Below are 21089 nucleotides of genomic sequence, written 5' to 3'. Positions count from 1 at the left end.
CGGTATCCGGCGCGGCGGTGGAGCTGTCGCGGCCGACGCCGTCAAGGCCACCTGCGGCAACCCGGACTGGCACGACAAGCTGCTGCCCGTCATCCGGCGCAGGCAGCGCTTCAAGGACACCATCGTGACCCGGCGGCCGCTGCGATTCCCCGGTCCCCGCAACGAGGCGCTTGAGGTTGCTGCTGTTGCGGATGCCTTCCGCATCCGGCGTCTCAGCTGCAGGCGGAAGCGATGAAGCGTATGGCGGCGGAGGGCCGTGCGCGCGGCGCTGGCTCCTCACGCTTCAGGCGCTGTACTGCTTTCCGCGGGCGGGGGCACGGGCCAGGAGCCCGTCACCGTCGAGGAGGGTCTTCAGTGATCAGTTTTCGCGGACGAACTGTCCTGAGCCGATCCCGGTGGGCCGCAACCCGCTGGGCTTCGTGGGAGTGTGAGGGGTGCTCAGTTGTGGGGCCGGATGGGGGAGTGGGGCGTGGGTAGGGGGAGCGGCGGCGGGGTGCGTCGGCCGGGCGGGGAGAACCGGGTCCGGCTGACTCGGACCCACCGGATCCTTATCGGTGTCGTGGTCACCGGTGCGGTCGTCATCGCTGGGATCGGCTTCGCGGGCTCCTACGCAGCCGTCCGTGACCTCGCCGTCGAAAAGGGTTTCGGGGACTTCGCCTACGTTTTCCCGGTCGGTATCGACGCCGGTATCTGTGTCCTGCTTGCCCTGGATCTCCTCCTCACCTGGATCCGTATCCCCTTCCCTGTGCTGCGGCAGACGGCGTGGCTGCTGACGGCGGCGACGATCGCGTTCAACGGTGCCGCCGCGTGGCCCGACCCGCTCGGCGTCGGCATGCACGCCGTCATTCCGGTCCTGTTCGTCGTATCGGTCGAGGCGGCCCGGCACGCGGTCGGCCGGATCGCCGACATCACCGCCGACAAGCACATGGAAGGCGTCCGCCTCACCCGCTGGATCCTCTCGCCCGTTCCCACCTTCCTCCTCTGGCGGCGGATGAAGCTGTGGGAGCTGCGTTCCTACGAGCAGACCATCAAGCTCGAACAGGAACGTCTCGTCTACCAGGCCGGCCTCCGCTCACGCTTCGGCCGCGCCTGGCGCCGCAAAGCTCCCATTGAGGCGCTGATGCCGCTGCGGCTCGCCCGCTACGGCATCCCGCTCGCGCAGACCGGGCCCGCGGGCCTCGCCGCGGCCGGGATTGAGTTACCGAACGTGCCGGCGGTCCAGGCAGAGCCTGCTGACCCGGCGCACCCGGCAAGCGCCGGGCAGGAAGCAAGGACGGGCGGCGGTGTGCGGGAGCCGGCCGGCCTGACGCTGGCGAAGCCGGAACCGGTACAGGTGCCCGCCGTCGTTCCTGAGCCGCGGTGCGGAGCGCGGGAAGGGCGCGAAGAATCAGCCGACCGGTTCGCGGGGGCCTATCAGGCGTTCCTCACCCGGTTCCGGGCCGAACCGACCACCGTCCAGTGGGCGTTGTGGCTCCGTGACCAGTACGGCATCTCCACCGGGGCCGGCGAACCGCTCTCCGAAGCGCAGTTGCAGCCCCTGCTCCACGTCCTTCAGAAGCGCTACGCACTTCCCGCTTCGGACACCGCCGCCGGCGGCGCCGTAGGCGAGCCGCCGCCGGCTGACCAGTCCTGGTACGACTACTTCCACAGTGCCTGGCTCAGCTACCGGCAGGAGCACGGCGCCTCCCCCGATGCTGCCGCACTCGCCGGGTACCTGTACGAGCGGGACGCCATCACGGGTGACGGCGGCCGGCCTGTCACCGGCGAGGACCTGGAGGGCTTCGTCGCGAGTTTCCAGGAGCGCGGGTCCGGCCGGACTGAACCTGCGGCGCCGGACGGCGCAGAGCCGGTCGGGGAGGAAGCAGCCGGGCCGCTGCCGGATACGAGCGGTACGCCACGGGAGGAGTCTGCCGGCGCTCCGGCACAGGCGGCGAAGGACCAGCGCGGGCCCCGCGTTGACGCTTCCATCGGCAGAGCGCGGCAGACCGGGGCCGGGGGAGGCGGCCTCACCGCGTCCGACCGGTACTACCTGGCATGGGCGGAGTACCAGGAGCACAAGGGGAGCGAGCCCAGCGACGGGCAACTGTCGGCCTACTGCGCCCAGAAGGGACTCCTGGGCCGCGGGAACAACCCTGTCAGCCCGGCCAACCTGCGCCGGCATTTCGTGCGCTGGCGCGTCTACAGCGTCTGGGCCGAGCAGCGGGCCCGCACCGGGAACCCCGCGCACGGCGATGTTGCGCGGACCTGTACGGAGCGGGGGATCACCGCCCGGTACAACAAGCCCGTCACCCCCGCCCTGGTCGCCGAACAGGCCGGGGACTTCGAACGGCGCTGGCAGGCGCTGACCCTCCACGACGCCGACACGAAGTCGTGAGTCTGCCCCTGATGCCGATCCCGGAAATTTCCCCGGTGTCGCTCTTCGCTCCTCACTCAGTTGCTGTGGTCAGCGAACACGGCAGAGGTCCACGGTGGCATCGGTGATGGCGGTGCGCCGGGCTGGCAGACTCGATGACATGTCCGAACGGCTTGACGGCGGCGCCGTGCCGAACGATCCGATGCGCGAGTACGTGGCGCTCTATCCCGAGGTCGTCCGGGCCGGTTCGTTGCGGAGCGCCCTGCAGGCGGTGGTCGATCATGGGGGCCACGGGCTCGCGGTCGGGCTGACGTCCTCACCGGGGTGGCGCCATGTGGCTGCCCGGGTGGAAGCCGACGGGCGCTGGGCGAATGTTCTGATGGCCCCCGGCGAGCGCTGCTTCATCGTCGACTGCGGGGCCGGTGGTGTCCGCATGGCGTCCGGCAGTACCCCGGATCTCTTCGCGGTTGCCGGGGCGTTGCACTCGTGGCTGCGGGTGTCCCGGGTCGGGGAACTCGTCGCACAGTGCCCCTTTCTGAGGACCTGGGAGCTGGCCGAGGCCCATGAGCGTGGGGAGGGTGCGGGGGTGAGGTGGCGCCGGCTGCGCGAGGCTGCCGCGCGCATGCCGGACACGGCGCTGCACGCTCTCGTCGAGGCCGCCTTCCAGCAGGAGCGGCTGCGGGCCCTGTCGCCGGGGCGGAGCACGCACTGGCTCACCTTCAGCCGACGGGCCGTGCCGCCCATCTGCAATGACCTGCCGCGGGTCATGCCGATCGGGAACGGCCGCTACCGGGTGCGGTTCGCCGACGGCCTACTGCAGGAGCTGGACAGTGCGGCAGAAGCCGTTGCGGTCATCCTCGCCGGCCTTCCCGACGACGCTGTCCCACGAACGTGAAAGTCACGGTACGTGGGAATCAAAGTGAGCAAATCCGGCCACCACCTGAAGCATGGGGCGGGGAGAGTCAGGGCTCTGGCCGGAGTTTCGTGAAGGGCCAGGTCATCGGAATGGGGGTACTTGGGATCCAGCGTCACTCCGCAGGCCGCTACCCGGCGGCCACAACCTGGCCGGCCATGACCTGAGGAGGGTGGGGGAGCAGCGAGGCAAGGTTGGCCCGGACGAAGTCCGCCGCGCTCGTGATCGACTTTTCGGCCCCGGCCTGGTCTTCGAAGACGCCGGTAGAGACCATCACTCCATCCCCCGCGTCAACCCAGTAGTAAGCCACGAATCCGGAGACCTGGCGGAGAGAAGGCACGAATTCTTCGTTCACTCGGCGTCCTGCCTCGGCGGCGTCGGTCACCCCTTCGTAGCGCCGGACTACTGCGTACATAGCTGATCCTCTCAAAGATCCCAAGGTCCCCTTGCGTGAAATGGCATACCCCCACCGCGCGTCTCTCGCTCGCGCAACGCCCGTAAAGGGCTCGGATAGGCGTATTGGTGATCCAAACCAGGCTGCTGCTGTGGCCAGGGCTGGGCGAACCGAGGCTTCACGGAACTGCGGTCGGAGCCAGAGTCGGTGAGCCTGATCACCCCCTGCTCACCGTGCGCATCAGGACTCCCTTGAGTCCGCGCAGCCAGTGAAATCCCTGATCAGCTGCAGAATGCGGAGACAAAGCGATCCCTTCGCGGCTCCTGCGGACCTCTACGCATCGACTCGGACACCACCGTCACAGACCTCAGCTCGACCGCGGCTGATGCGTAAATCCGCGATCCGGGAGCACATCGGTTCCGACGCTGTCGACCAAGGAGTCTGTCACCGGCAGGTCCTTGTGCGCATTCACGGCAACGGCCTGGAGCGCGGGCTTCCCCGGAATCAGGTCGTATGGGCGCCGGCGAGCGCCTGGCGCAGGAGGGCCCTGTTTTTTACCCTTCCGGACATCCGCACCCACCCCCACGGGCCCGGCGCGGCACCCTTCATGCCGTCAACTCGCCGTGAATACCCGTAACTTGGCACCATCCGGCGGTCCGGGAACGGTTGCCCGGGCGTACGGGCCCGGCGCGTGGAGCGGTCTCACCGTAGCGGGGCGCGCGGTCTCACACCCCGCCCCGTTCCGTGCGCTGCCGGTGCCATGCCCGTTTGCGGCAGCGGGGAGAGCAGTACCGTGCCGAGGCGGGATGTTCCACCCCGACTGTCCAACTCGCGCCGCACTCCGGGCAGTTCGCTGTCCGGGCGGCCTGGACCGCCTGGGTCCTTGCCCTCGTGCGCCGCAGCCGGCGCCAGTGCCTGGAGCGGCAGGCCGACGAACAGAACACCGCCGTCGACTTCACCGACGGCATCAGCGGACCCCCGCACCCCCGGCACAACCGCGGCCCGGCATCACGGTCATCCGTGATCACGACCAGCCGCAGCCGGGGCGCCCCATCCCTGCCCATGCCTTCACCGTACGACCGATCGAACGCTCACCAGAGCCACTCGGCAAGGGCCGGCACGCCGCAGACGGCCTTTCGGGCGGCGAGCCGCGCCCTTCCACCGTACGGGTGCAGACGGCAATCAGGGGGTGGGCGAAGAATCAGCCGTCCGAAGTTCAGGCCAAGATGATCGGGTTGCTGAGCGCTGCCATGTGGCCGTTCGCGTCGCGAACCTCGGTGCGAATGAATGCCGACTCCCCGGCGCTGATGTGCCACTCCACGGTGCCCGATCCTGTGTCGGGCAACGATTCGCCGTATACCTTTCCCTTCTCGGTGTAGAGGCTGACAGTGCCGCCGGGCACGGCGCGTACGTCAACTCGCGCGACGGCTGGCTCATCGCCGATCTTCAACCGCTCACCGATCCCAGCACTACGATCACCGGTAGAGACTGTGAACGACAGCTCGATGGCGTCCGAGGCGGCGATCCAGCTGTGACCAGCGCGGATACCGGCAAGGATCGCGTTGACACTCAGCTCGCCCGCCAGCACGACGGTGTGCGGGCTGCCGATCTGGTTCTCCAGGTGGGTGTCGCTGTTTCCTATCGCAGGCCGCCACCGTCCGGCGCAGATCTCCGCGGCCAGACTGCGTCCCCACTCGGCCAAGGCCGCCTCATTGTCCGCCTGCCATGGCACATCCGAACTCCACTGCCCATTCCACACCTCAACCACGTCGAAGCCCTGATACGGGTACATGAACGTGCCCGAGGCGTACGGCGCGTGCGGATGAGCCGCCGCACAGAGCCCACCGGACCGGTGAACCTCATCCAGATGCCGGTCGACCACGTTGTCCCGCACGCCATAGCGCCAGTCAACTATCTGACCTGGGCGGACCCCCAGCGCGAGCCAGTGCCCGGTCCGCGTGGCGACCTCTTGGCCCAAGATCACCAGCAGATCGTCGCCGATGTGCTGGCTCCAGGCGCCATGCGTCTCGGCAGTGTTGTGCTCGGTGGTCGCAAGGAAATCAAGTCCCGCCGCACGGGCACCCGCCACAAGCTGTGCCGGCATCAGCTCGCCGCTGTCCGAGGACGCCGAATGCACATGGCAGTCACCTCGGTACCAGCCACGCCCACGATCGGCCACCCGTGCCGGCGGGAACTGAGACACCTGAAAACCACTTCCCGCTTTGTCACCCATATCCATTCCAGCAGCCTAGTTCTGCCAGCGGGCACCCTGGCGACGCGTCCACCACCAGACGCCATAACGCCGTGACCTGCAGAAAGAGGATGTGACACAGCTTCTCAGTGAACTACTCGCATACGCGGCCCGCGACGTCGCTTCCGCCCGGTAGGGCTGCCCCGCACGTCAACGCACCCTGTCCGCTACCGGACCCGACGCCCTACGCACAGCTGGAGGCGAGCCGTTGAGGAGTTCGTTGATGAGCTGCTCGGTCTCCATCTCCAGCGAACAGTCCAGCATCATGTTGATCTGCTGGATGCGGGCGATGGCGGTGTGGAGTCCGTGCCGGTTTCCGGCCGCGTGTTCGATGCGGAGCCGGTCCCGGTACAGCAACTCCGCGGTGTCGTCGACGTCGAGGCCGGTCGCTATGGCCTGGCGGGCGGCGGCGAGGTCGTGGTGCGGGCCCGCAGGGGTGCGGTAGGTGGCAACAGTGTGCGCGACGTCGATGATCCGAGTGATCATCTCCTGTTGGTGCGGCTCGGCCCAGGGCAGGGGACGGGTACCGAACGGGCGCCCCCTGACCAGGCCGAGCGCCGACTCCAGGTCGAAGAGCCCGGCTGCGCCCTGTGGCAGGGCGTGTTCGGTGTGTCGGGCACCGGACATTACCTTGAGGTCGCAACAGCGGAGATCAGAAGAGCAGAGAAGGGTCGAGGGCCATCTGATCGTCCACGCCGAGGAGCAGGACGTGGTGTCCGACGGGCTCGGCGGTGCCGTCGCCGGTGACCCTCTCGATGTCGAGGCGCAGCCGGATGCGTCCGGTGCCTTCGCCGTTGGCCGCGAGGTCGTGTTCCAGTTCGTCGTCGAGGCGGTCCAGGGCGGCCTCGGCCGCGGCGTAGTCGGCCAGGCCGCGGGCGAGGAGCCGGCGGGTGGCGGTGTCGCGGAGCTGATAGCTGGGCACGGCGGTGTCCTCTGGCTGGTGGTGGGGGATCAGGTGGTGGGGTCGGTGAACCGGCGCGCCGCGTTCACCGCGCGGGACCAGACGTCGGGGCTGCCGCCGTGCTCGCGGGCGAGGGAAGCGGCGAGTCCCCGGATGTCGCCGCGCTCGCGCAGGGCGGCCAGGGCGATGTCCGTCCGCCGGTCGGCTTCCGGGCGGGAGGCCGCGGCCGCGGGGTGACGCTTGAGGGCGTTGCGTACGACGTACTCCCAGGACCTCTGCGGCCCGCCGTACTGCACGCTGAGCTCGGCCGCCAGGCCCGGTCGGTAGCCGTCACGTGCGATCGCCTCGGTGGCGTACTGCTCGGCGAGCTGCGTGGCGGTGAGCGGCTCACCGCCGGTTCGCGCGTTCAGCTCGGCCGCGAGGGCCTCCTCAAGGGCGGAGGGGCGGCCGACGGCAGCGCCGGACTGGGGTCCCGGGCGACGGCCGGCCTTGCCGAGCTTGTCCCCGGTACGCCTGCGGTCGAAGTCCTGCAGGTCGCCGGCACGGAAGCCGGGGATCAGGCGGCCGGTGGGCCCCTCGACCCCGCCGGCGGAGTCCGGGAAGTAGCCAGGATTTGCCTGCTGATACTTCCGGATCACCGACGCCCCGCTGAAGTTCAGCAGCTCGGCGGCCTCGTTGATGGAGACGACGTCCTCAGGGCCAAGCTCGTACAAGGCCGGATCGGCCTTGAGGACCCTGCTCGCCTTCTCCTTTTGGAACCACTCGTAGAAGTCCCGGAACTGCCGCTCGTCGTAGAAGTCCTTCCCGTCGATCCGCTCCTTCTCCGGGTGACGGTGCTCCTCCGGTTGGTCGAGGTGCACCTTGTACCAGCGGGCCGCGGAACCGACGCTGGCGCCGGTGAACTCGCGGATCCAGTCGCGGTTCACCACGGCGCGGCCGCCGACGAGGCGACGCTGCGGGTTCAGGGCCTTGGTCATTGCACTCTCCGGTTCTGGCTGCGGCCCTATACTTGGGGCCTGCTCCTCTTTGTTCCTCCGGCGCTCACGCGCCGACGGGCGAGTCGAGTTGGTGAAGGTGGTCGGCGGGACGTTCGGCCGGGGTTGCCGCTCTGGGCCGACACCCTCGTAAGAGGGTGCCTTCCGCCGCCCACGCTTTCTTGCCGCTTCGTCCGCATAATCAATATGACGCTTTTGATGGGTGGCTGTCAATCTCGCCGGCCCACACCCCGCCACGAATGAACCCTCCATTCAAGACTCCGGCACCACGGCCTCTGCCACCGATGCTTCTGCGACCAAGAACTCACCGTGCTGCTGACAGGCCCAGACGGAGCCGTCGCAGCCCCACTCATGCGACTTCACTCGACCCTGATGGCCAGCAATCACGTCCGCGTCCTGGACTGGCTCCGGCAGGGGAACACAGCAGTCTCCGTACTCCGCGAGATCGCCACCGCAGAATGCTCTCTCGACCATGAATCGCTCGACGCCCGGACGGACAAGGCGGTCGAACACCTTCGGGCCGTCCTCGTCGCTGCCGACGCCCTGCCGCAACGTGACGAACAGTTGGTCGCGGCAGAGCGATGGACCGCCGCCGCCGTCGCTGCCATTGCGGATCCCTCCGACCGCCACACCATCCAGGCGTTCGCCACATGGACCCACCTGATTCGCCTGCGCAAGTACTCCCGTCGCAAGCCCATCACCGCTGGCCAGACGGTGCCCGCCCGCCGCAGCGTCAAGGCAGCGATCGACTTCCTGGCCTGGCTGCGGGCCGAGGGGCCTGGATCTTGAGACTGTCGGCCAGCGTGACGTCGGCCGCTGGCTGGAAGGCGTGCCGACTACCCGGCAATACGCTCGTGACCTGGTCCTCTGGGCCGTCCGCACCAAGCGCGCGGCGACCATCAGCATCCCGGCGCGTCTCAAGAACGCTCCGACCCAAGCTCTCGACGAGGACGAACGAAGAGAGATCGCCCACCGGCTCCTCTGCGACGACCAGCTCGACGTACGCGACCGCGTCGCCGGCCTGCTGAATCTTCTCTATGCGCAGCCTTTCAGCGTCATCATCCGCCTCACTGCCGATCACGTTATCGTCCGCGAGAAGAGCGTCCTCTTGCGCCTCGGCAAGGAGCCCCTTGAGCTGTCCCCCGAACTGGGCAACCTCCTTCAGCAGATCGCGGCTGATCGCCGCCGTGACGGCCGGATCGGGCAGATCGACGCTCCTTGGCTGTTCCCCGGGATCCGTCCGGGCCAGCACCTCAGCCATATCACTCTCGCTGCCCGACTCAAGCGGCTGGGTATCCGGTCCTCGCCCAGCCGCACGGCGGCTATTGGTGACCTGACCGCCGAAGTTCCAGCCGCAGTCGTCAACCGCCTTCTCGGCATCAGCACCTCAACCGCTACAAGCTGGGCCAAGAGGTCGTCTAACGCTGCATACGCTGCTGAAGTGGCCCGCCGAAGTGACCTGGACGAGTGATGTACAGAAATAGGGGACACCGCGCTGGCGGTGACCGGTACTCGAGGGCCCGGTATTTACTGACTTCGGCGTTTTAGGGTCTGGGTCCTGTCGGACCCGGTGACGGGGCGCGTCGCGGCTGGTACTCCGGAGGTATGCGGTGTCCGGACAGCTTTGCCTGCGGGTTGAGGCTGACCGAGGCTTCGATCAGCGGTCGATGGCGGCCATGTTGTCCGTGTCGTAGCGCTCGCCGGAGGCCGGGGGCAGGTCGTTCAGGCGGGCGACGTGGCTGGCGGTGAGCTCGATGTGGTCGGCGGCGGCGTTCTCCTCCAGCCGGGCGACTCGCTTGGTGCCGGGGATGGGTGCGATGTCGTCACCCTGGGCGAGCAGCCAGGCCAAGGCGACCTGCGCGGGCGTGGTGTCGATCTCGGCGGCTACGGCCCGGACCTCGTCGACGATGCGCAGGTTGCGTTCCAGGTTGCCGTCGGCGAAGCGGTGGTTGGTGCGGCGCCAGTCGTCGGCGTCAAGATCGTTCAGGGAGCGGATGTTGCCGGTCAGGAAGCCGCGGCCGAGCGGGGAGTACGGCACGAAGCCGATGCCCAGTTCGCGCAGGACGGGCAGGATCTCGGCCTCCGGGTCGCGGGTCCACAGCGAGTATTCGGACTGGACCGCGGTGACCGGATGCACGGCGTGAGCGCGGCGGATCGTGGCGGGGCCGGCCTCCGACAGGCCGATGTGGCGGATCTTGCCTTCGGTCACCAGTTCGGCCAGCGCGCCAACGGTTTCTTCGATGGGCGTGCCGGGGTCCACCCGGTGCTGGTAGTAGAGGTCGATGTAGTCGGTACCCAGGCGCTTCAGTGATCCCTCCACGGTCAGGCGGATGTTGGCCGGGGTGCTGTCCGGAGACGAGCCACCGGTGTGGGAGATCAGTCCGAACTTGGTGGCCAGCACGACCTCGTCCCGGTGCCCCTGCACGGCCCGGCCGACCAGTTCCTCGTTGATGAAGGGGCCGTACCCCTCAGCGGTGTCGATATGGGTGACCCCGAGGTCCAGAGCGCGGTGGATCGTGCGGATCGACTCGTCGTCGAACTGGCCGGCGCCGGTGTAGAACGCCGACATTCCCATGGCTCCGAGACCGATGCGCGAGACCTTGAGGCTGCCGAGCGAAATGGTTTTCATGGCGCGGACTTCCCTTCCCATTAGTTCAGTACCGGTCGGTGCGGAACAGTAGCACATCAAGACCGCCCGGTACTGAACTGCGTTCGCCACCTTGTGGGGATGAAACTGCTGGTCAGCTGGGATCTGTACCGAGTGGTACGCTTGTGGCATGGGTGACTCCCGTAGGGCCGTCATGGGTCGGCCTCGAGGATTCGACATCGACCAGGCGCTGGAACGGGCGATGCGGGTGTTTTGGGCGCGAGGTTACGAAGGTGCAAGCCTCGCTGAACTGACCGGCGCCATGGGGATCACCAAGACGAGCATGTATGCGGCCTTCGGCAACAAGGAGCAGTTGTTCCGCAAGGCCCTCCAGCGCTACGGCGCGGGGCCGGCCGCCTACGCCACGCGCGCCCTGGAGGAGCCCACCGCACGGGCTGTGGCCTTGGCGTTCCTCCGCGGAGCGGTCTGCACCACGACCCCTCCCGGCGGCCCCTCCGGGTGCCTGACCGTGCAGGGTGCGCTGGCGTCGAGCGACGAGAGCCGGGCCGTCCACGACCTGCTTGTCGACTGGCGCAACGACGCGGGGGTCCGCCTTGAGGGGCGCTTCCGGCGTGCCGTCAACGAGGGTGATCTTCCGCGCAACGCCGACCCTCGGCGTCTTGCCCGGTTCATCATGACGATGGGGTTCGGCATCGCAGTGCAGGCCGCCAACGGCCTCGGTCCTGCTGAGCTCGATGAGATCGTCGACACGGCGTTGCTCGGCTGGCCTGCGTAGCGGCTGCACTCCTTCGCTCGCCCCGGTGAGACATTCTCCCCGCATGAGGGCCGTGACGGTGCGGCAAAACTTCTGTACCGTCCGGGACAGAAATTTCGGGCAGTGGTTCCTCCCCCTGCCGGCGATCACCGCGACGAAACCGTCAAGGGCCGTCGCGAAACACCGAGCATCCTCCGCTCCGGGGGCCGAAGAAGGGGATCATGTCCGACACCGACCTGCGCGAGTTCTACCTGCGCTACATCGGGGCGCTCAACGCCCACGAGATCCACCGCATGGACGAGTTCATCAACGACGAGACCACCCTGAACGGCGAGCCGGGCACTCGGGACCAGGTCATCGCTGTGCTGAACGGCGACATCGACGCGGTCCCGGACTTCCACTGGGAGCCCCGGGAGACCGCGGTCGATGGTGATCGCCTGGCCGCCCGTCTGACCAACACGGGCACGCCCGCCAAGGAGTGGCTCGGCGTGGCTCCCACCGGCGCCTCGTTCGAGATCGTCGAGTACGCCATCTATCAGGTCCGTGACGGGCGGTTCGTGCACATGACGGCCCTGCACGACGCCGAGACCCTGAGGCGGCAGCTCGGTGCCTGACCCCCGTAAGCCGATCGGCGTCGGCATCGTCGGCCTGAGCGCCACGGGAGGCTGGGCGGCCGGGGCTCACCTGCCCGCGCTGAGCGCCGTCGACGGGATCGAGCTTCGCGCGCTGGCGGCGAGCTCCGAAGCCTCGGCCCAGGCCGCAGGAGCGGCGTATGGCGTACCCGCGTACACGTCGGTCGAGCAGCTCGCCGGCGACGAGAACGTCGACCTCGTTGTTGTCGCCGTCAAAGTGCCTCAGCATCGCGAACTCGTGTTGCCCGTGCTGAAGGCGGGAGTGCCGGTGCTCTCCGAGTGGCCGCTCGCCGTCGACCTGCGCGAGGCCGAGGAGTTGGAGCGTGCCGCCGGGACGACGCGCACCTTCGTCGGTCTTCAGGGACGCTCCTCGCCTGCCTTCCGCTGGCTGGCCGACCTCGTGTCCGAAGGATTCGTGGGGGAAGTGCTCTCCGCCACCGTCGTGGCGTCTTCGACCGAATGGGGCACTCCGGTGTCTCAGAACATGGTCTACACGCTCGACCGCAAGCTCGGGGCCACGATGCTGACCATCGCGTTCGGACACGCGATCGACCTGGTGTCGATGGTCGTCGGCGAGCTTCAGGAAGTGGTTGCTACGACCGCGACCCGGCGCCGCCAGGTTCCCCTCGGGCGCACCGGGCAGGTCGTTCCGATGACCGCCGAGGACCATATCGCGATCTCGGGCACCGTGGCGGGCGGGGCGATCCTGTCCGTCCACCACCGTGGGGGCGCGGCATCGGGTGCAGGGTTCTCTCTGATCATCGACGGCACGGAGGGGAGACTCGAGATTACCGCCGCCGAGTTCCCGCACATCGGTCCGGTCACGGTGTGTGGCACACGCAGCGGCGGTCGGCCTGCGAAGGTCACGCTGCCCAGCGGCTACGACGACTATCCCGGCCTGGCCGGAACAGTGATCCACACGCTGGTGCACGCCTACGCCGCGATTCGGGACGACCTCATCCACGGAACGGCTGTCGCCCCGGACTTCACCCACGCCGTCAAGCGCCACCGACTCCTTGACGCGATCGTACGGTCCGCCGCCACAGGCCAACGAAAAGCCCTCCACCCTTACGACCTTGTGCGCAGTGGTTGATGGTGCGTCACCTGGGGTTACCAGGTGGAGTCCGGCGGACTTGTCGGAGACGAGGCCGGCGATGGCGTTGATGGTCTCCGGGAGGAGCTCGCGGCGGCCGGTGAAGCGTTGCAGGACGCGCCACCATTGCAGTTCCGCGATGGGTGTGCTCGACCGCAACCCGTTGCGAAGACTGGCGTTCGCGTTGTGTTCCCACTCGATCTGCTGTTCGGGCGGCGCCCCAGGTCGGGGCTTCAACGGTGGCGCGCTGACTTGGTCACGGTGGTCTCGGGCGAGCCCTTGGCAGCCGGCGTCGGCCAGCAGCTTCACGTCGGGGTAGGCGTCGAGCAGCGTCTCGATGCCTTCGACCCGGGCGATGGTGACGTCGTGCATGCGGCCGAGGCGGGTCGCGCCGCACCACAGGCGGGAAGCTGCTGTGGTTGCAGCTCAGGCGTTAGCCGAGAACGGCGAGACCGGCAGCGGCCGCGCGGTGCTGGTAGGCGCGCAGTCCGGGGGCGCCGGGTGTGCAACCGGCGTTTCACAAGTGCTACCGGCCCGGCCGCTCGGGCTCCATCCGGAAGCAGACCAAGCGGGTCTTCGCGGCGGCCGTGCGTAGCTCGTCATCGGTGGGCTGCCGGTCGCCTGGGAGGCCGAGCGTCAGCCCCTTGGCGGCCTTGGGCCCTTTGCGCCGGCCGAACTCACCCAGCAGAGCGGCGACTTCCTCAGGGTCCCCGACGACCGTCGGGACGGCGCCGTGGTCCTGGCCCCGGATGCGCAGCCGGACGGCGGACCCTTGGCGCATGCTGGGGATCCAGCCGAGCTGGGAGGACATGGCGAGCACCGTGCCGGGATCCCAGCCGAAGTAGCCGATGGGGACCGTGAATTCGCGACCCGTCCTGTGCCCCTTGTACGTGAGCAGCATCAGGCGCCCGCTCAGCGGCTTGTGGAAGCGGGAGGCGAGCAGCGGCCGTACGACCTTGTTGGCGGCTCGGAAGATCTTCACCAAGGGTGGCCTGGCCGTGTTCGCCGCGGGCGTGGGCGGCCTCCCGCCAGACGGCCAGCTGCTCACCGCGGTCCGCTCCTGCTCGCACAGCCGCGTCACCGAGGCCACCCACGCCATCGCCCCGGACGCCTGGCGCCGCCACCTTTACCTTCGCTCGACGGCTTCCACGGTGGCCCTTCCACCACCCCTGGTCCCGCCCGGCGTACAGCTGGAGGCGAGCTCCACGCGGTGGTCGACGGGAGTGAGCGTACGTACTCGTTGTGCCAGGAGCGGTTTTCGACGTCGGGAGAGAGCCGCACGGGGGCGGGGACCGTGCGCCCGGTTGGCACCTCGCGGTCGTTGAGCGGGGCGGTGGGGTCCTTCTCCCGGAGCGTTACGTGCTTGTGGAACGGATACCAGCCGGGCCCGTAGAACACGGCGTTCTTGTCCAGGGCGTACCGCCAGCCGCCGAGCTCCAGCTTCACGCCGTAGATGTCCGCTCGGGCTCGGGGGCGACGTAGAGGTCCAGGGGCGTCGTGACGGCGCGCGGGATCAGGGCCATGTCGAGGCAGGGGAACGCCGGCAGATCGGTGCGCAGGAACGTTGTGCGGGTGTTCCCCAACTTCCCCGGGCCGAAGGCGCCGTCGACCACCACCGTGCGGACCGGTCGGGGGACGGCGTGGTCGTGCGGAGTGACGCGGAGGGCGACGGCCCACCCCTCGATGGAGATCAGCTCCTGGAGGTTCCAGTCCGGCCGGTCCGTGCAAGGCCGTGTTGGAGCTCGCGCAGGGCCCGAGGGAGGCCGAGCGGGTCTCCAGGTCCCGGCGGCGTGGGGCCGAGGGGAGGACCAGAGGGGCGTCGGGGGGCCACTGGTCGGACAGGATCTGCCACGGCCCGGGTGGCAGCAGCGAGGCGAGCTGGCTGGCGAGCTGCTCGGCGTCGGTCAGCTCCCGCAGGACGACGGCGGTGAGACGCGCGGTGGACGGCGCGTCCCACGGACCCCCCAGGATGAGGCTCAGTCCGTTGCCGCGGACGCCTAGGGTGACGCTGAGCCGTCGGCCGTCCAGCCAGGCTTGTGCATGCCCGAACTGGACGAACAGCCCCGGCTTGACGGGTTGCTGGAAGGGGGCTCCGGTGGTGAGCAGGCGGGCTCGCGGGGCCGGTGGGCGTCGCGGGCATCGGGCAGGGCCGGGGCGTAGCGGGTGACCGCGTCCAGGATGCGTGACACGGCGGGTGTCGGGGTGAAGGCGCTGAAGCGCGCGGTGCAGATCCGGGCCGGCCCGGTGGGCGACGGCGCGGCCAGGGCCGCTTGGACCGGCCCGGGCAGCTCGCGGGTGCGCAGGGTCAGCCGGTAGCCGCCGGGCAGGTCTGCGCGGATGTGCTCGCCGTCGCGCAGCCGGTGTGCGACGACGGCGTCGGAGATGCCGTAGGTCGGAGAGACGGGCTCGAACTCGTACATGGCGCAGGCATCCACGGGCGACGGTGGGTGGTGCTGGTCAGCGGGTGATGCGGGCCCGGGCCTTTCGGCCTGGACGTGGACGGCGTCGGCGTGCGCGGCGGCGCGGACCTTGTCGGCCCAGTCGGCGGCGCGCTGTGCCAGGCCGGCGAGGCGTACGAAGGAGGCGTCCTGGTGCTGGCGGGCACGGTCCATGAGCCGGGCGTGCTCGGCGGTCAGCTCCTCGGCGGCGTACGCGGCGATCGCCTCGGCGCCGTGGCAGTGGGTGATGCGTCCGAAGGGGCAGGCGCCCTCCTCCTGCTCGATGACGGCGAGGTCGGCGGCGGGCCAGCCGGTCTCCCCGTCGCGCGGCCCGAGCTGGATGTCGAGTACGCACACCGCGTACGGGTCGTGCAGGCCGTCGGCCCGGTAGCGGTGACGTGGCCGGGGCACGGGGCCGGTGGGGCGTTCGGTGTGATCGCGCCAGAGTTCGGGTGAGGGATCCTCCTCGTCTTGACGGAGGCGGTGCAGGTAGGAGACCAGGGCGGGTAGCTGCCAGGCGGGGGTGCCGAAGGGCGCAGCCGGCATGGCGAGCCCGGTCCGGGCGATGAGTCCCGTGTGGTTGCTGACGGCGGCCTGAGCGACGAACAGTGGGGCGTGGAGGCGGAGTTCGGAGCGGAGCATGGCGAGGCATTCCGGGCGGGTGGCACGCAAGGAGGGGAGGGTGCCTGGGCCGGACCGCGTGGTCCGGCCCAGGCAGCGGGTCAGGACGCGTCCTCGGAGTCCTCGGCGCTCGCGCCGTCCGGGGTGTCCTCGGCGGCCCAAGCGTCGGTGTCGTCCGCGTCCGGCTCGCCCTCCTGGTAGGGCTCGTCGTCGACGATGGTCTGTTCGACGCTGGAGAGCGGGTAGCCGATCTCGGCGAGGAACGTCAGCCACGTGCGGGCGTCGGCGCGGATTTCGCGCAGTTCGTAGACGGCGGCGCCGGCGGTGGGGTCGGTGTGCCAGGTCCGAACCTCGTTCATCCGCTTCTCGAACGTCGCAGCCAGGACCGCGAAGTTCAGCAGGGTGAGCTTGGCCGGGGTCGCCGACTTGGCGCGCTCGGCAAGGGTGCTGTAGCCGGTCAGCTCCTTGATGAGGTTGTGGCGGCCGACGTCGCCCGACCACTGGGCCACCGGCTTGGGGCAGGTCAGGAGCTGCTCGGTGATGAACGCGGCGAGCGGTTTCGGCGCGGTCTTGCGGCCGATCAGGTCCTTGAGCCACGACTGCCGGGCCTTCTCAGCGGCGCGGTATGCCTTGTTGCCCGCCTTGACGTACTCGCGCGACGGCTCCGACGACTTGGCCTCTTCCACCGCTTCCGTCTGCTGTACGTCTGCCTCGTCGTCCGTCTCCGGGGCGTCTTCCTGGGGCGGCCGGTGGCCGAAGCGGTCCGGATCGGTGCAGAAGTAGTCCACCTCGCCGGGCTCCTCGGGGTTCTCGGCCCAGGTCGCCACGTGGCCCGGGCACCCGGTGTGGGCCTCGGCGGTCAGCGGCTCGCCGTCCGGGCCGGGAAGCTCGGCGAGCTGCTCGGCGGTCGGCGGAAGGGTGTCGGAGTCCTCGGCCAGCCGTACTCCGGCCGCCTGGAGCTGCGGGCGGACCTTGGCGCGGGCCTGCTGCTCGGCGCGGTCGTCGCGCTCCCACTGCACCTGGAACTCGAAGGGGCCCTTGGCGTAGGCATCCAGCAGCCGGTCTACGGCGTCGCCGTCGTCGTCGAACTCGCCCAGCACACCGAGAACTTCGAGGTCAAGATCATAGGTGCCGGTCTCGGCGAGTACCGAACGGGTCCGCTCACCCACCGTCTTGGCGGTCTTGACCGCGCGGGAGACCTCGGTGCGGGACCGGCCCGTGAGCTGGGCGACCCGCGTCTGCTTCATGCCCGCGCCGACCGCGCCGAACAGGGCGTCGGCCTGCTCCAGCTCGGTCAGGCCCCGGCGGTAGGCGTCGTCGTTCTCGATGAGCTGGTCGATGAAGTCCTCGCCCGCCTCGCGCAGTGAGGCGTCGAGCACGTAAGCGGGGACTTCGATCGCGTCCTGCTCCTTCTCGGTCTCCTTGGTGGCCCGGGAGCCGAAGTAGCGCCGGTGGCCCATCTTCAGCTCGTACGTGTCCTCGCCGAGCGGGAGGACCACGACGGGGACCTTCACGCCGTTGGCCGCGATGGACTTGAGGAACTTCTCGTCCAGGTTGAGGTCCTGGCGGGCGTTGTTCTCGTTGACGCGGATCTGGCCGAGCCGCAGGGTAACCCGCTGCATCGGTGTGGTTGTTGCGGTGTCGCTCACGGAATGCTCCTCGTGCGATCGGTTGGTGTTGAGCAAGTTGCCGCTTGCTTTTGAAATCAATTATACGCCGATATCGCCTATTTTCTGAGGGTGAGTCAGGCAACCGCGCAGGTCAGGGGTGCCGTGCGACCCGGGCGCGTCGCAGGGCGGCGAAGAACGGCCCATGGCGCGTGGACTCGTCCTCCGTGAGGGCGGAGGCGCTGTCCGGCGCGCATTTCGGTCCTGGGGGAGTGCGCTTCCGCCAGGTGGTACGACGTGTCCGGGTACGCGACCTGTGCCCGGACGTACCCCTCACGCCGTGGGGGGAGAGATCTTGATGCACCGGCCGTCGGGGTGTTCCAGGGCGGCGTACTCCTCCCTGGAGACGGTGTACGCCCGGACGGTCCAGCCGCCGGGCATCAACGGCGCGGCCTCTGCGGCGAGTTGGTAGGCGATGGACGGCACGCCCTTCCGACGGGTTGGTGCCGGATGAGTTGCCGCTCATCCGGGGAGCTGCCGCCGGTGTCGGCGAGGGAGGGGCCGGTGGGCGGCTCGGCGGCCGTCGCCTCGGCCGCCATCGCGGCGTGCACTGTGAGCGTCGTTCCCAGGCCCGTGCCCTCCCGGCGTCCCCGGCGGTCTCGGCCTTGGCGCGCTCGTGCTCGAACTCCTCCCGGATCTGCCCGTGGCTGTAGCCCTGGGCGAGCTTCACGCGGACGGTCTTTCCCACGAGATCGCCCGCCATGGCGGGCACATGGGTGGGCAGGCGGTCACGGCCCGGTGTACCGGATGCGCCCCTGCCGCGTGCCATGGTGCGAGCCGCGCCGTGGTCCTGAGCCCCGGCCGGTCCGGCGGCTTGGCGCGTGTGCCGGAGTCCGGGAGGGGCGGTGGGGGAAGCCGCGGGGGCCTCGGCGCCCGCCGCGTTGTCCGCCGGGGCGGCGGTCTTCTCGGTGGTCAGGACGTAGAACTGGTTGGAGTGAACGTGGACCGTCCACTTCTGCCCGGGGGTGTCCTCGGTGAGCCGAGCGCGCGGCGTGCGCTCCCACGCCTCGAATGCGCGCGCCGGGTCGATCGGCACCATGTTGCCGCTGTCGGACTCGTAGGCGCGGCAGGTGCGGGCCGCCGTCCGGATCTCCGCAACGCGCTTGGTCCAGCTCCGGCGAGTCGTGGTCATCGTGCGTCCTCCTGTTTCGAGTGGTGCCGGATGAGTTGCCGCTCATCCGGTAGGGGGCCGGGCGCCGTCGGCTCGACGGTCACCCGGCGGACAACGTCGCCGTGCGACCACTCATCCGCAACCTGGTACCCGCGTGCGGCGATCAGATCGGCAACGCGGTCCAGGGGGACGGCGTTGGATCTGGGGTAGTGGTACCCCTCGTTGTCCCACACCGTGGCGCCCTCCCACGGGCGCCCGTGGTGACGCTGCCCGCAACCGCACTCCAGGCCAAGCGCTGCGCCGTTCATCAGCGTGTACGTGAGTACCGCGTAGGCGGCGGTCATGGTGCACGTGAGCGACCTCGCCCATGGCTCATACGCCAAGTCGTTGACCCCGAACGTCAGGATCTTGGACGAGATCACCCACCGGGCGAACGCTGCCCCCTCCTCAGGGGTGCGCCCCTTCGCCACGGCGTACGCGGCGAGATCTTTGAGGTAGGCGGCGTTCGATGTGAGGTAGTCGGCCGGGAGCACCGAAAGGACCGGCTGAGTGTCCGGGGCAGCTGCGTCGCCTGCGGGCGTCAGCAGGCAGTCAGCGCCGACGTAGTCGCGCCCGACGAACCGGGACGGGTACAGCTCCAGCGGGACCGTGACCTTGATCCACGGACGCAGCATGACGGGGATCTCGCCCGCCGGAGCGGCGGCGATAGCAGCTGAGACGACCTCCGCCGTCACGGGGGAGGCGCCCCGCTCGCCGTAGGCAGACAGGACCGGCGCCGTGCGGGCGGTGGGAGCCTCGGCGGCCACCAGGTCCCCCAGGGCGCGCCATGTGATGCCCTCGGCGGCCTGCTGGCCGTTGCGGGCCAGGGTGGCGCCGTCCCAGCGGTAGCCCCGCGCGGTGAGTTTCCACATGCATCGCAGGACGGTTTCCTTGGGCTCCTGGCGGGCGGTGAGCAGCAGGGCGCAGTGTCCGAGTTGCGTTTGAACGCTGGTCATCCATCCGGCCGCTTCCGCGCGGGCGGTGAGCCGGATCAGGTTGCCGGGCAGGTCGGCGGCCGGGGCGGTGGGCGTCGGCACTTTGGCAGGGGTCGGGGCCGGCTCTTGGGCAGAGGTGCGCGTGCTGGCGGGGTATGTGGTCATGTCGGGTCTTTCCTGGTCGAGTTAGTGCCGGGTGAGTTGCCGCTCACGCCGGGAGGGCGGGGCAGGGGGAAGCGGGGGCGTTCCCGCCGGGCCGGTCGGGCGACCGGCCCGGCGGGGTGGTGCTCAATTGCGGCGGTTCGGGGGCCGGTTGTCCGGGGGCGCGGTGCGGCTGGTGCTCTCGCTGCTTCCGTCCACCTCCGGGCGGGGCACTCGCTCGGCCTGTCGGTACTCGACTCCCGGTTCCGGAGCCAGCGGTGTGCCGGTTGAGGGGTCGACGCTGTACGCCTCCCGGATGTCGTCGGCGGCGAGTGGCTGAAGCCAGAAGTCCCGGACCTTCCAGCCGCGTACGAACTCCGACCCATCGGGGCCGAACGTCCGCACGACCAGGGCACCGGTCGCGCACCCGACCATGGATGCCGCGATGACGGCGCACATCCGCATGGCTGCGGTTTCATTAATGACCAGTGCGTCACCGATCACGGTCAGTTCCTGGACTTCGGTGAGGTCGCCGTGCGGCATGCTGGCGTTGGCCACCATGTGGTGTGTCCCGTCGCCGAGAACCGCGTTCAGGAGTGACAAGTACGCCTCGGCCGCGTGGTCGAGCAACGCGTGCGCCGTGTCGGCGGCAGTGTGCGTCACCTCGCCTGTCTCGGCGTCGCTGACGGGCGCGGGGGTCCACCGCATCGCATCCATGCCGAGATCCTCGCTCGGGTCGTCGTGCTGCCCTTCGAGGGCCTGCCGTACGTGGTCTTGGTACTCGCTCATCGTTCCCCTGCCTTGGGTTGCTGAGTTGATGGCGAGTGAGTTGCCGCTCACTCGCAGAATCAATAATACGCCCCCTTGGGGGGTGATCGTCAACCCTCAATCACCCCCCTGATGTGGCGAGTTACGGCGACCGCACCGGCGTCACCTTTGTACGGAAGAACATGTTCGGGGTGAGGCTGAACATGACGCGCCTGGTCTCGCCCGTGCTCTCGCGCTTGCCGTAGATCTCGACATCGGTCAACTCGCCCTCCTCGTAGGTCGCCTGCAACACGGCGCCTTCCCACACCTCGGGCCACGGCTCGGACCGGTGCGCGCCCCTCGGGCGCGTGATGGCGGCCAGGCTCCGGCTCGGCCGACGCTCGACCCGTACCCGCTGCCCCCGGCTGATCGGTCCTGTGGCGGTCACGCTGTCCTCTTCTCTGATGGCTGGACTCTGGGAGAGGGGGCGGCCGGT

The 21089-nt window shown here is 69.4% G+C and carries 21 protein-coding genes and 1 pseudogene; 8 read left to right on the top strand and 14 right to left on the bottom strand.

What is annotated here, in order from left to right:
- The 3 genes and pseudogenes from ACFVT5_RS43000 to ACFVT5_RS42990 form a co-directional block, all read left to right on the top strand.
- A partial coding sequence (locus ACFVT5_RS43000) for a hypothetical protein (RefSeq protein WP_389899701.1) occupies positions 1 to 235 on the top strand: 235 nt, incomplete at its 5' end.
- A gap of 219 nt (positions 236 to 454) precedes the next feature.
- Positions 455 to 1226, top strand: a pseudogene (locus tag ACFVT5_RS42995) (DUF2637 domain-containing protein); the annotation flags it as partial.
- A gap of 1287 nt (positions 1227 to 2513) precedes the next feature.
- Positions 2514 to 3248 carry a DUF6193 family natural product biosynthesis protein gene (locus tag ACFVT5_RS42990; RefSeq protein ID WP_389899700.1) on the top strand — a complete coding sequence of 245 codons (735 nt, stop codon included), beginning with the start codon at positions 2514 to 2516 and terminating at the stop codon, positions 3246 to 3248.
- Positions 3249 to 3396: 148 nt separating this feature from the next.
- Here the strand turns inward: ACFVT5_RS42990 and ACFVT5_RS42985 are convergent, their stop codons facing one another.
- From ACFVT5_RS42985 to ACFVT5_RS42965, 5 genes are all read right to left on the bottom strand, one after another.
- The gene (locus ACFVT5_RS42985) at positions 3397 to 3681 is read right to left on the bottom strand and encodes a hypothetical protein (protein ID WP_389899699.1); all 285 of its coding nucleotides are present in this window, start codon (positions 3679 to 3681) and stop codon (positions 3397 to 3399) included.
- A 1195-nt stretch (positions 3682 to 4876) separates the two neighbouring features.
- Positions 4877 to 5899, bottom strand: a complete 1023-nt coding sequence (locus ACFVT5_RS42980; protein ID WP_389899698.1) for a CehA/McbA family metallohydrolase — start codon at positions 5897 to 5899, stop codon at positions 4877 to 4879.
- Positions 5900 to 6061: 162 nt separating this feature from the next.
- Positions 6062 to 6538: a bacterial transcriptional activator domain-containing protein gene (locus ACFVT5_RS42975; protein WP_389899696.1), complete on the bottom strand. Its 477-nt coding sequence runs from the start codon at positions 6536 to 6538 to the stop codon at positions 6062 to 6064.
- 25 nt (positions 6539 to 6563) lie between these two features.
- Positions 6564 to 6833, bottom strand: a complete 270-nt coding sequence (locus ACFVT5_RS42970) for a hypothetical protein (RefSeq protein WP_389899695.1) — start codon at positions 6831 to 6833, stop codon at positions 6564 to 6566.
- A 29-nt stretch (positions 6834 to 6862) separates the two neighbouring features.
- Entirely contained in the window at positions 6863 to 7789 is a 927-nt protein-coding gene (locus ACFVT5_RS42965) for a hypothetical protein (RefSeq protein WP_389899693.1), read from the bottom strand.
- Between the two features lie 390 nt (positions 7790 to 8179).
- On the opposite strand from ACFVT5_RS42965, the gene ACFVT5_RS42960 reads away from it, so the two are divergent.
- Together ACFVT5_RS42960 and ACFVT5_RS42955 are read left to right on the top strand one after the other, a co-directional pair.
- Positions 8180 to 8596, top strand: a complete 417-nt coding sequence (locus ACFVT5_RS42960) for a hypothetical protein (protein WP_389899691.1) — start codon at positions 8180 to 8182, stop codon at positions 8594 to 8596.
- Positions 8597 to 8636: 40 nt separating this feature from the next.
- Entirely contained in the window at positions 8637 to 9278 is a 642-nt protein-coding gene (locus ACFVT5_RS42955; RefSeq protein WP_389899689.1) for a hypothetical protein, read from the top strand.
- 186 nt (positions 9279 to 9464) lie between these two features.
- On the opposite strand, the gene ACFVT5_RS42950 is transcribed toward ACFVT5_RS42955, so the two are convergent.
- Entirely contained in the window at positions 9465 to 10436 is a 972-nt protein-coding gene (locus ACFVT5_RS42950; protein WP_389899687.1) for an aldo/keto reductase, read from the bottom strand.
- Positions 10437 to 10584: 148 nt separating this feature from the next.
- On the opposite strand from ACFVT5_RS42950, the gene ACFVT5_RS42945 reads away from it, so the two are divergent.
- The 3 genes from ACFVT5_RS42945 (at position 10585) to ACFVT5_RS42935 (ending at position 12894) form a co-directional block, all read left to right on the top strand.
- Positions 10585 to 11190 (top strand): TetR/AcrR family transcriptional regulator, encoded by a 606-nt coding sequence (locus ACFVT5_RS42945; RefSeq protein ID WP_389899686.1) that lies wholly within the window; start codon positions 10585 to 10587, stop codon positions 11188 to 11190.
- 200 nt (positions 11191 to 11390) lie between these two features.
- Entirely contained in the window at positions 11391 to 11783 is a 393-nt protein-coding gene (locus ACFVT5_RS42940) for an ester cyclase (protein ID WP_389899685.1), read from the top strand.
- Entirely contained in the window at positions 11776 to 12894 is a 1119-nt protein-coding gene (locus ACFVT5_RS42935) for a Gfo/Idh/MocA family protein (protein ID WP_389899684.1), read from the top strand. Before ACFVT5_RS42940 ends, ACFVT5_RS42935 begins: the two co-directional genes overlap by 8 nt.
- 526 nt (positions 12895 to 13420) lie before the next feature.
- Here ACFVT5_RS42935 and ACFVT5_RS42930 read toward each other — a convergent pair.
- The 8 genes from ACFVT5_RS42930 to ACFVT5_RS42895 form a co-directional block, all read right to left on the bottom strand.
- The gene (locus tag ACFVT5_RS42930) at positions 13421 to 13876 is read right to left on the bottom strand and encodes a hypothetical protein (RefSeq protein ID WP_389899683.1); all 456 of its coding nucleotides are present in this window, start codon (positions 13874 to 13876) and stop codon (positions 13421 to 13423) included.
- A 460-nt stretch (positions 13877 to 14336) separates the two neighbouring features.
- Entirely contained in the window at positions 14337 to 14510 is a 174-nt protein-coding gene (locus ACFVT5_RS42925) for a hypothetical protein (protein ID WP_389899682.1), read from the bottom strand.
- Between the two features lie 381 nt (positions 14511 to 14891).
- Positions 14892 to 16004, bottom strand: a complete 1113-nt coding sequence (locus ACFVT5_RS42920) for a hypothetical protein (protein WP_389899681.1) — start codon at positions 16002 to 16004, stop codon at positions 14892 to 14894.
- A 50-nt stretch (positions 16005 to 16054) separates the two neighbouring features.
- On the bottom strand, positions 16055 to 17602 hold the full coding sequence (locus ACFVT5_RS42915; protein WP_389899680.1) for a ParB/RepB/Spo0J family partition protein: 1548 nt from the start codon (positions 17600 to 17602) through the stop codon (positions 16055 to 16057).
- Between the two features lie 112 nt (positions 17603 to 17714).
- Positions 17715 to 18752, bottom strand: coding sequence for a hypothetical protein (locus tag ACFVT5_RS42910; protein WP_389899678.1), 1038 nt, complete (start codon positions 18750 to 18752; stop codon positions 17715 to 17717).
- Positions 18749 to 19807 carry a hypothetical protein gene (locus ACFVT5_RS42905; protein ID WP_389899677.1) on the bottom strand — a complete coding sequence of 353 codons (1059 nt, stop codon included), beginning with the start codon at positions 19805 to 19807 and terminating at the stop codon, positions 18749 to 18751. The genes ACFVT5_RS42910 and ACFVT5_RS42905 overlap by 4 nt, the downstream gene beginning before the upstream one ends.
- 186 nt (positions 19808 to 19993) lie before the next feature.
- Complete coding sequence (locus tag ACFVT5_RS42900) at positions 19994 to 20635, bottom strand: hypothetical protein (RefSeq protein ID WP_389899676.1); 642 nt, start codon at positions 20633 to 20635, stop codon at positions 19994 to 19996.
- Between the two features lie 121 nt (positions 20636 to 20756).
- A partial coding sequence (locus ACFVT5_RS42895) for a hypothetical protein (protein ID WP_389899675.1) occupies positions 20757 to 21089 on the bottom strand: 333 nt, incomplete at its 5' end.

This window comes from Streptomyces sp. NPDC058001 (assembly GCF_042886315.1).
Taxonomy (GTDB): domain Bacteria; phylum Actinomycetota; class Actinomycetes; order Streptomycetales; family Streptomycetaceae; genus Streptomyces.
The sequence above is the reverse complement of the archived record's forward strand: the minus strand, read 5'-3'. Positions and strand labels throughout refer to the sequence as shown.

What these genes read in the sequence shown, in the direction of transcription:
- ACFVT5_RS42940 (WP_389899685.1), top strand. Translation starts at nt 11,391, where the DNA reads ATGTCCGACACCGACCTGCGCGAGTTCTACCTGCGCTACATCGGGGCG.
- ACFVT5_RS42950 (WP_389899687.1), bottom strand. Translation starts at nt 10,436, where the DNA reads ATGAAAACCATTTCGCTCGGCAGCCTCAAGGTCTCGCGCATCGGTCTC.
- ACFVT5_RS42985 (WP_389899699.1), bottom strand. Translation starts at nt 3,681, where the DNA reads ATGTACGCAGTAGTCCGGCGCTACGAAGGGGTGACCGACGCCGCCGAG.
- ACFVT5_RS42975 (WP_389899696.1), bottom strand. Translation starts at nt 6,538, where the DNA reads ATGTCCGGTGCCCGACACACCGAACACGCCCTGCCACAGGGCGCAGCC.
- ACFVT5_RS42980 (WP_389899698.1), bottom strand. Translation starts at nt 5,899, where the DNA reads ATGGATATGGGTGACAAAGCGGGAAGTGGTTTTCAGGTGTCTCAGTTC.
- ACFVT5_RS42990 (WP_389899700.1), top strand. Translation starts at nt 2,514, where the DNA reads ATGTCCGAACGGCTTGACGGCGGCGCCGTGCCGAACGATCCGATGCGC.
- ACFVT5_RS42965 (WP_389899693.1), bottom strand. Translation starts at nt 7,789, where the DNA reads ATGACCAAGGCCCTGAACCCGCAGCGTCGCCTCGTCGGCGGCCGCGCC.
- ACFVT5_RS42960 (WP_389899691.1), top strand. Translation starts at nt 8,180, where the DNA reads ATGGCCAGCAATCACGTCCGCGTCCTGGACTGGCTCCGGCAGGGGAAC.
- ACFVT5_RS42945 (WP_389899686.1), top strand. Translation starts at nt 10,585, where the DNA reads ATGGGTGACTCCCGTAGGGCCGTCATGGGTCGGCCTCGAGGATTCGAC.
- ACFVT5_RS42900 (WP_389899676.1), bottom strand. Translation starts at nt 20,635, where the DNA reads ATGAGCGAGTACCAAGACCACGTACGGCAGGCCCTCGAAGGGCAGCAC.
- ACFVT5_RS42910 (WP_389899678.1), bottom strand. Translation starts at nt 18,752, where the DNA reads ATGACCACGACTCGCCGGAGCTGGACCAAGCGCGTTGCGGAGATCCGG.